At 44.3% G+C, this 10,247-nt stretch carries 5 protein-coding genes; 1 reads left to right on the forward strand and 4 read right to left on the reverse strand.

Annotated features, from left to right (window positions below):
* Nucleotides 1–115: 115 nt before the first annotated feature.
* The 4 genes from F6K49_RS30220 to F6K49_RS30235 all read right to left on the reverse strand — a co-directional run bounded on the left by F6K49_RS30220 (nucleotide 116) and on the right by F6K49_RS30235 (nucleotide 9,809).
* Complete coding sequence (locus F6K49_RS30220) at nucleotides 116–3,802, reverse strand: NB-ARC domain-containing protein (protein ID WP_293102515.1); 3,687 nt, start codon at nucleotides 3,800–3,802, stop codon at nucleotides 116–118.
* Nucleotides 3,803–4,498: 696 nt separating this feature from the next.
* Nucleotides 4,499–7,087 carry a UDP-forming cellulose synthase catalytic subunit gene (gene bcsA, locus F6K49_RS30225; protein WP_293102518.1) on the reverse strand — a complete coding sequence of 863 codons (2,589 nt, stop codon included), beginning with the start codon at nucleotides 7,085–7,087 and terminating at the stop codon, nucleotides 4,499–4,501.
* Complete coding sequence (locus tag F6K49_RS30230) at nucleotides 7,087–9,582, reverse strand: cellulose biosynthesis cyclic di-GMP-binding regulatory protein BcsB (protein ID WP_293102521.1); 2,496 nt, start codon at nucleotides 9,580–9,582, stop codon at nucleotides 7,087–7,089. The genes bcsA and F6K49_RS30230 overlap by 1 nt, the downstream gene beginning before the upstream one ends.
* A gap of 92 nt (nucleotides 9,583–9,674) precedes the next feature.
* Nucleotides 9,675–9,809 (reverse strand): hypothetical protein, encoded by a 135-nt coding sequence (locus F6K49_RS30235; protein ID WP_293102524.1) that lies wholly within the window; start codon nucleotides 9,807–9,809, stop codon nucleotides 9,675–9,677.
* 163 nt (nucleotides 9,810–9,972) lie between these two features.
* Here F6K49_RS30235 and F6K49_RS30240 point away from each other — a divergent pair.
* The coding region (locus F6K49_RS30240; protein ID WP_293102527.1) for a hypothetical protein at nucleotides 9,973–10,247 on the forward strand (275 nt) is incomplete at its 3' end.

The raw sequence follows: 10,247 nt of genomic DNA on the forward strand, positions 1-10,247 counted from the left end.
CCAACCCAATGGGTAATCATCGGTCGCTACCGCACTTGCTCTTATACAGAAGGATCCCGTCAGCGAATCCCTGACACCCAATTTGAACTCGTGTTTCGTTCCCATCTTCTCTAGATCAACTCAGCGCCCCCAACGCTTCCAGTGCTGACTTCTGTGCTAGGGTCAAACCCGTAACCCCTGTGATATTCATACCTTGGTAAGGTCGATCAGGAATCAGGGTTTTAATACACTGACCTGTGTGAGTATCCCAAACTTTAATAGTCCCATCATTACTGCCACTGGTAAGCCAATAACTGCTCACCTGTTCTTGATCAGACCTACCCTGGTGATCTTGATGTTTTACAGGACTAAACCCAATCGATGACCGTACTGAATTCCTATGACCATGTAAGGTTCTCAGATAGTTACCCGTACTTGCTTGCCAAAGCCTAATGGTTTGATCTAAGCTACCACTGGCAATCAATTCACCATCAGGACTAAAGGCGACAGACCAGACACCTTTACTATGGCCTCGTAAAATCCTGACACATTCCCCAGTCCTAACATCCCAAACCCGAACAGTTTGGTCTCCACTGCTACTAACTAGGGTTTTGCCATCAGGACTAAACGCTACCGACTGTACTCGACTAGTGTGACCCTGTAAAACCTTGAGACATTCACTACTGCTGACATTCCATAAGCGTATGGTTTCGTCTTCACTACCACTGGCTAGGGTTTGACCGTCTCGACTGAAGGTAACAGACCAAATCCAACTGGTGTGACCCCGTAATATCTTAAAACATTCACCAGTATTGACATCCCATAACCGGATGGTTTTGTCATCACCACTACTGGCAAGAATCTCACCAAGAGGACTAAAGCTAACGGATTGCACCCAATAGGAGTGACCGCGCAATACTTTCAGGCATTGACCTGTTCTCACTGACCACAAGTGTATGGTTTGGTCAGCGCTGCTGCTAGCGAGAATTTCACCATTGGGATGAAATGCCACAGAAGTCACCCAACCGGTGTGTCCCTCCAGTCTCTTTAAACAGCTATCACTACTGACATCCCACAACCTGACCATTTTGTCAGTACTGGCACTGGCTAATTGTTGACCATTGGGACTGAATACTGCTGAAAATACAGAATTAGTATATCCTTGTAGAATTTTAAGACATCGACCTGTGTTGCTATTCCATAGACGTACGGTTTGGTCACTGCTGCCACTAGCTACGGTGCGACCATCCCGATTAAATGCCACTGAAAATATAGAATTGGTGTGTCCTTGTAGGTAGTTCAGGCATTCACCACTGCTGACATTCCACAGTCTCACCGTCTGGTCATCACTGCCACTGACTAGGGTTTGCCCATCTGCACTAAACATCACCGACCTTACTCTATCGCTATGGTTAGTTAAGGTGTTGAGACATTCACCTGTGCATCGGTCCCACAATTTAATGGTAAAGTCAGCACTTGCACTGGCTAAGATAGCACCATCGGGACTAAAATTAACAGACCAAATCCGATTAGTATGACCATGACAGATCTGGCGACATTCACCAGTACTAAGATCCCACAGTCTCATTGTCTGGTCATCACTACCACTGGCTAAGGTTTTACCATCTGCACTAAAGGCCACCGCAAGGACTTGACCGGTGTGTCCCTGACATACCTGACGGCATTCACCAGTGTTTACATCCCAAAGCCTTACTGTTGATTCATCACTACCACTGGCTAGGGTTTTACCATCCCTACTGAATGCTACTGACCAAATAGAACTGGTATGGCCTTCTAAAGTTTTAATACACTGACCTGTGCTGACATTCCATAGTTTAATAGTTTTGTCACTACTGCAACTGGCTAGGGTATTACCATCAGGACTAAAGACAACAGACCAAACCCAACCAGTATGACCTTTGCAAATTAAAATTGGCTTACCATTCTCGACTTGCCATAAACGCAACTGACCTTCCACATCTCCAGTAGCTAAAAGCTTACCATCAGGACTAAACGCTACCCCAAATACTACTCCTAAGGTTTTAGTAAACACTGACTTAGATAAATCGGAGTGAGCGAAATTGACATCTTGTAAATCCACCCCTTGTAGATAAGCTTGCCAAATGGTAACTCTTGAAAAATCATAGCCTTTTAAACAGATTTGCTGTTGACAAAGGAGATTAATAATATTTCCACCAGCGTAGCCAATGGCTAAGGCAGGTTTGCCTCTAAGAGTGTCGAGAATCTGATTTAGATGGGTTTCTAGGTTAGCTTTACCAGTTAAAGCAATCTGTAGACGCTCTACAATGGGTTTGATAATTAGACGAATTTGAGTATTTATAAGATAATCTTTGGTCTGAGCTTTGAGGATAGCATGAGTTCTAAATAGGTAATTTTCCCAGTTATTAGTGTTATTAATGGCGCTTACCCCAGCAATAATGTCTTCACAAATTTGCTCAACCAAGCGTTCAGTTACGTATTCCATCACCACCGGTTGTAGGGAAAACAGAGACGCTTTTCTTTCCACAAGCGATCGCTGTTCTAAGGATTCCAAGGTGTCGATCAGTTGTTGGGGTGGGACAGGAGGGAATATATCATCTCGTAAGTCAGCAAATGAGGCTTCTTCTCGATTGATGGCGAGCCAAAAAATTACTGTTCGTTCTGGATCGCTTAATCGGGCAAAATGCTGATCTAAAAGATTTTTAAAATTACCGAATATTATCGCATCTTGATTTAAAAATTCTGCAATATTACCCGCGAATAATTTATGAATTGTTGTGGCCACAATTTTTAGAGCTAAGGGATTACCAGAATACCCTGTAATTAACTGATTCCATTCCCTTTCTTCACCTTTAAAAGACCCGATTATATTAAAAATTTCTTGTCCTTCAGCGGTTGTTAAGCCACTTAGTTGTAGGGAGCGAACAGGTAGAACTTCTGCTTCTAGCAGTCCAATTTCTTGAGGCTTCTCCCGAGAGGTTAGTACTAAGCAGCTTTGATGGGAGGTTTCTCCCCACCGTCTCAATAGTTGACCGTATTCTTCATATCCAGCTTGATAATGTCCAGCAGCATTGCTTTGAGCTCCCCCTTGTAAAATTGTCTCCATATTGTCGAGAACTAGCAAACAGCGGTGGGAGCGTAAATAATTCAGCAGTCGGGAAATTTTATCGTCTGTGGTATCTGGTAAATCAATGTCTTGCTGATTGGATAGAAATCTCAGCAACTGAGTCAAAATCTCTGATAGGTCAGGAGCATTACGTAGGGAGCGCCAAATAACAAACTCAAACTGGTTTTGGAGTTGTTGGGCAAGCTTGATGGAGAGGGAGGTTTTGCCCATGCCGCCCATACCTAACAAGGCCACTAGCCGACAGTGTTCGCTCAGAATCCATTGCTGCAACTGGGCTAGTTCTGATTGTCTTCCATAAAAGAAACGAACATCAACGGCTTCTGACCAATCTTGACGTGGTTTTGCGTTCCTGTAGCGTGGCCTTAGGCCAATCCCATCTGTTTCCTGTCGAGTTACTGGTTGGTTCGAGGGGATCGTTTCCTGTTCACTGCGCCACCTTCGTTCGATTGCTGAGCGAAAGTTCTTTTTACTGACTCTTTCCCCCAAAGCCTCTGAGAGAAGTTTCCACAGCTTGGGACCGACATCATGTTTGAGGTAAGTCGGGGCATAGCCATAGGTATCTGCAATAGTATCATAACTCTGACGCTTCCAAGACCAAGATGCCTCAATTAAGGCTTGCTGTAAATCAGTGAGATGATTCCCCGATTTGGCAAACACTAAGGCATTGGCGAATTCCAGAGCGTCTTCAAGGTTCATATACGGTTTTGATTATAGTTTATTCTGCTATAATAGAATATTGTGATTTACTAACAGTTAAGGTCGTAGGTGTTAGGTTTTATGGATCAGGGGGTGACACAATAGCCGAAAAAGCTTATTTGGTAGAGAGTGCAGCAATTTAGGGTAAAAAAAAATCGGTCTAGTTACCTCAATCAGACCAATCCACATTACAATGTTACCTGAATTTTAGCTGACTCCGCGAGAAGCCCCACATCTCAATGCTACGCCATGAGTGTTTAAAGTTACCGTAAGGATAGGGTCGCCTTTATGGTTAGTCGGTTATGGGTAAAACAGGTGTGACCCGTGGCGAATTAAATTCGCCGTAGGCGAACGGAAAACTTTGCCGATTTTGGCGACCCTATCTATCGGTTTCGTCTCCAGGGATGAATCGCGGACAGGGTCTTTGGGATTCGGCTTTCGCCGACGCGGGGCGCGTTCGGGGAAACGAGCTATCAAGCTTCTGAGCAACTCGGAGGAAGTCATCCCTCTACGATTGACCGTAGGTCACGCGGGGCGCGTTCGGCCTCCTGTTTAAGTTGTCGCTTTTCAAAGTCAGTCAACCTAATCATCACTGTTTTATCTTTCATTTTGCCTTGACACCTGTTATTACACCTGTTACTATAATAGGTCTAGAAACAGGAGGTTCATTTTCCCTATTCCTTGTTCCATTTACTATCAATCCAAGCTATACAGAAGCTGTCGAATTTTGAGCTGTTGCTGCTCTTCCATTGATTGTGGGAAACTTAACTCGATCGCAATCGAATTAACAGATCCGCTATCAACTGGCTCTATAGTTTGCACCTGAGCCAAAAAACTAATATCTTTTAAGTTATTAGATTCTTGAGTTACCAGTAAACTGACGATGGGTTTAGTGTCCTGCATGATATCGAGATTGCTAATCTGCCTGCCATCTAATTCCAACCGTAAATCATGAGTTCCAATTTCCGTGATTGTCGCGCTAACGGAATAGTTTTTCCAGTAATCCCAATATAATTGCACCGCCGTTTGAATCTTTTGACGTACCTTCGTCTCTTTAGCTGGTCGGAATTCACGGAAGACTCGTCTGATACTCGTAGCAATAAACTTAAGGGATTCCAGAGGATGGTCTGTCTCAGATCGTCTCTGGGAATACCACTCATTGACATCAGAATAAATAACTAACACCAGATCATCTTGCTGAGTACGGGTGAGATTAATAAAATCAACATATAGCCTCACCTGCTCCCCCATGGCAACTTCTCGCATCACCCGCCCTCGGACCAAGCACTTGTGTCCGTAGTCTCCTTCGAGTTCCACTCTGATTTCATCAGGGATGTTGGGTCTGGTATTCAGCAGAATTTGGACGCCACTTTCACTAATATTAACGGTTTCACCTCTCCAACTGTGGTGTGGAGTATGAATCACAGCCTTTAACTTCCTTGGCATCCGGTGGGAACGACGGAGTTGGGGTTGCTCGAAAGCAACTAGACAAGCAGCCATCAGCAGGATTAAGTTAAAGATAGACCAAAACACATTAACAATCACCGCTTGGCTATCCTCCGGTCTTAACCATAGCCACAGGGGTACAGTTAACAAGGCAGCAGTAGCCACTACTGTCACTAACACCAGGTACTTGACCGAATCAAAATCAAAGCTGCGCTTGGTAACATTCATCCCTTTATCGGTAACATTGAAAGACCCTAACTTAGGATTAATCAGAGCTAAGAGGGTAACAATTCCCGCCTGGAATGACAGGGCAAATTCAAAAATCTCGTTCCAGAAGGAGAAACGGACGTGCTTGTAGGGAATGTGGTTGGTCTGCATCGATAAAATAACGTGAGGCAGAGCATAGCACAAGGTTTCAAAACCCAGACCCTTAACCGAATTGATGCCAAATAATAAGAATAGAGTGGGTGCGATCGCATACATCAATCGCGGGAAGCCGAAGAAAAAGTGGGCTGTGGCACTCGTGTAGCACAACCGTTGGGGTAGGCTCAACCTCACCTTCCGGTTGAACAAGGGATTTTCCAGGCGCAGAATCTGAGCCATTCCCCTAGCCCAACGTACCTGTTGACCGATATAGGCCGAAAATTTCTCTGGCGCTAAACCTGCCACCATAATCTTGTCGTAATAGACCGACTCGTAACCCAATGAGTGGAGACGGAACGCAGTATGGCAGTCTTCGGTAACTGTTTCGGTAGCAATACCTCCGATTTCCAGCACGTGCTTTTTCCGAATCACAGCCGCAGACCCACAAAAGAAAGCTGCATTCCAGAAATCATTGCCCTTTTGCAGCACTTTATAAAACAGTTCATTACCCACAGGTATTCTGCCTTCTGTGAGCAGATTACGCTCAAAGGGGTCTGGGTTATAAAACCAGTGGGGTGTTTGGACAAAGGAAACCTTAGGGTTAAAAAAGAAGCCAACAGTTTCCTTCAATAACCTTTTAGCGGGAATGTGGTCACAATCGAGAATAAGGACTAAATCTCCTTTGGTATTGTGAAAAGCCGTATTGATATTGCCAGCTTTAGCATGATCATTGTTATTCCTAGTCAGTAGTTCGCAGCCTAGCTCCTCGCACATTTGGCGCAACTTTTCCCTACGCTCTGGATACTTTCTGCCATCATCAAGGACATAAACCGATTTTTTATCAGCCGGATAGTCAATGGCTACAGCCCCTAAGGTTGTTTTGCGGACAATTTCGATATCTTCGTTATAGGTAGGAATGTAAATATCAACCCTAAACCACTCCTCTTGGGGAATATTTTCTAAACTAACCGCTTGACGTTCTTTGATTTTTAAGGTTTGAAAGTACGCCAAAAATAAGGTGGCGATCGCATAGAATTCTGCTCCATACAACAGCAAGCAAAAAACGATATTCAGCCACCCTTCAAAATTAAGGGTATATCGAGTGCGGTAATAAAAATAGCGTAGGCTAGTAAAAACGCTAAGTAAAACCAACAATAAGTGGAGATATTCACTGGTTTTACGATTGGGTTTATCTTCCTCCATCTGAATAATCACCCGTCCCAGCAGTAACACAATTAAAGCAAGCAACCCTTGTTGCCAAATTGGTGGGCGAGCAGTAATTAGAGGAATGAATAGCAATAGTAAAGATCCAATTAGCAACAGCAATTGACGACGACTTAGCCACTGTAAAATCTGGTCAAATATATAGGGGAAGTCTTCCACTACCCAGACTGTTAGTTTCTCTCGCTGTTGGGGTGTGGTCACCAAGCCTTTTTGACCCGGTTTTGACCTAATCTTTAAAAATGGAATAGTCATTAATTTCTATCCCTAGCCATTTTTTGTAGATAAAACTGAATAACACCGTAACTAATCATGGTAGCAGCTATAATAGCTGGAGCTAACATCAACCAACTTCTTATTATGAAGTTAAAAATTTGCTGAGTCAACTCAGGTTTTTCCAGTTGACGCTTTCGCTTTTCCTGGAAAAACTCCATATTATAAGAATTTTGTTCATAAATATTGGGATTTTCAGAGTTAGCACTAATCAGTACTGTGTCTCCCTTGATTTGATAGAAGAGTGGGTCTTGGTTTAATAAATATTGGACTTTATCTAAGCCTTTTTCGGTTTGAGCAATTAGAGCAAGCAGCACCCGTTCTTTATTCCATGGTGAGATAATTTCTTTGATCACCCCATCATGATCAGACCAGGTTTTAATCTGACTATCACTGCGCTGCCGTGTCAAGAAATCTTTTAATTTCAAGCCACTAGAGGATAAAATTTCGGGCAAAGGAAATTTATCTTGAGTACCAATTCCTACCAGATGATGGTCACTGCGTTCCTCAGTGGGTAAAGAATCTTTGGTGTAAACTGATAACTGGATTGATTCCGCTTTGCTTAACCGTCCCAATCTGTTAGTGAACTTTAGTAATGTCATCAGTACACTAGTTGAGGGGTCTTTTGGTAGCACAATAACGGTATTGGATAAATCCTGAGGAGCAGCAAAGGGATAACCCGTTTTCAGCAACCCCAAATCTGGCACTTTGGCAACACTGGTGCGCTGGAGTTGAAAATTTGTATCACTGTGCAAGGTACCCCAAAGCTGTTGGTCAGTTACTTTGCTACAGGAGCGGCGTTCCCGAGCATCAAGACGAAAATCCACCTGGATTTTAGAATAGGGGGTAATTTTGTCATTAGGCAGGGCAATCCTCAGGGATTCTCTAGTTCCACCATCGATGGAAGTTAGCTTTTTGCCGATCAGGGCAATGCCATCTAGCTTGACTTCCACTACTGAGGTTTTGGGATTAATTTGGGGGCTGTAGCTATAAATTAGGTTCATATAGTTATCCCCCTCAAACTTATCATCCGGCAATGCCCGGAAGTTAATCGTAATGGGTGGGGAATCAGAACCCCTGACTGTGATATCCTCAATCGGCTGATTGTAGGGAGTTTTGAGGTCGCTGACCTTGAATGTGGGTTCTAGAGGTAAATAGTCTGGCCAATCACGGGGTGCAGGGGTTGGCACTTCGTCGAGCTTTTCAACTAATATCACTTGACTGGTACCAATTTGACGGTCTTGGGATTGCACTAAAAACTGCACTGCTTTCGCCACTCCTTCTGGCCCATTACCTGTTGCTACCAATACTGCGGCTTGATTGCCAGGAGTGCTGGTTAACATTAAGACCCCGACATCGGGTGGTAAGGCTTTTTCCTTAGCATCGATAATCTGATTGTTTGCTACAGGAAGGGGTAGTTTCAGGGATTTGAGTTCTGGCTGTTGTTCTGGTGTGCCGATGATTACCAACCGATTACCAGAAAAGCGATTAATCCCCGTTCCACTGGCCTCTTTGACAGATTTCACTAAGGAAGTCTTCAGGGGACGATAATCCGCTAGCCTACCTAAGGAAGCTTGGAAACGAGCAGTGCTAGTTAACCAATTATCATTAATCTCCTTGGGCAACAGATAAGTAATTTGATTTGGTTCTAGGCTCAGGTCATCAAAGATCGGGTAAGGATAGCGATTGAAGTCTAGAGAAACCGGTTGGGGTTCAAAATCAAAGACTATTTTTGAATCCGGCAGAATTTCTGTCCATAGGGAAGGATCATAGGGGTCTTGAGTACAGGTAGGAGAGTTATTCTGTAGCGCCGCAATTGTGATTTGGTTGTAGTTACGGAGTTGGTCGATAGGAATCTTAAAGAGCACATTCCCAATTTCCCCCTCCTGGCGGTTGAGAGGAATACTGCCAACGCTAACACCATTAATTAGAACGGTAAGATTAGAGCGAGTGGCATAGAGGGCTGGAGAATGGCGAAAGCGAATCAAGGCTTTGACAGATTTGAGTTGCCAATCTCGGGGACGAGTAAACCCTAGCCGCGCCTCGTCATAGATGCCTCTTAAACTAAGACGAGACCCTACTACTGGGCTGCGATTGAATTCTAGGATGTACTGACCAGCAGGAGGAGCATCGATCTCAGGAGCTTTAGTTGGTGGGGAAGGTAAAGCAAAGGTCGGTTGAGATTTTTCCTTGAGTTCCTCGATGGTACTCTCCCGTAGGGTTTTGTTGGAATCGGTGGTACTGCCATCACTTTGGGCATACACTAAACCTGTGCTTAACCCAATGGAAATACTACAGCTGAGGAATAATAGCAGGACTAAAGAATATCTTTGGAACGAATGCCGACGATGATCTGCTTTAGTATCACACCTCACAGAAGTAGAGGCTTGATTAGCGCTAGAGTGACCATCTGATGGCTGTGACCTAGGAGTTTTTTTGGGTAGATGGGCAAAAGTCTTGCGAAAAAAGCGTTTCATCAGCAGAAGGAAGTTTTAACTCTGATTACAAATTAAATTGCCTCATGGGATGTTTAGGTATTCATACAAGGCTAGCGCTACCTAATCCGGAGCTAGCTAGTTAGATTCCCAGCGGTTGAATAAAAATCAGATACACCCTTGACTGATGAGAATTGGGGAACGGAATCCTTCTTATCCCAACCTTTGCGATCGGGAAGCTTCCGCAGTCTTTGAGTTAAATTTACCACAGGCTTCTAGGAGATTGTGGCTACCCTAAAAGTTCAGTAAAGTGGGTTGACAAATTTAATTTTATATGCATTAAGGAAAATCCCTGGATTGGTATCGGGTTTCTAAATGAATTGTAAACAGCGATTACAGTTTTTTCCATTGCCAAAAATCTCTATATAGCTCTTGCCTCTTGCCTGTGGCTTCTTGGCTCTTGCCTCTTGCCTGAGGGATTATGTTTACAACTCAAATACAAATGCGAGAATTTTTGATGCCATATTCCCGACTCCCGACTCCCGACTCCCGACTTCCTACTCCCGACTCCCGACTCCCGACTCCCGACTCCCGACTCCCGCCTCCCGACTCCCGACTCCCGACTCCCGACTCCCGACTCCCGATTCCCAACTCCCGACTCCCGACCATCTGATCCCACCTCCCAACGCCCTCCCCCCCACTCCCCA

The sequence above is a fragment of the Moorena sp. SIO3I6 genome, from assembly GCF_010672095.1.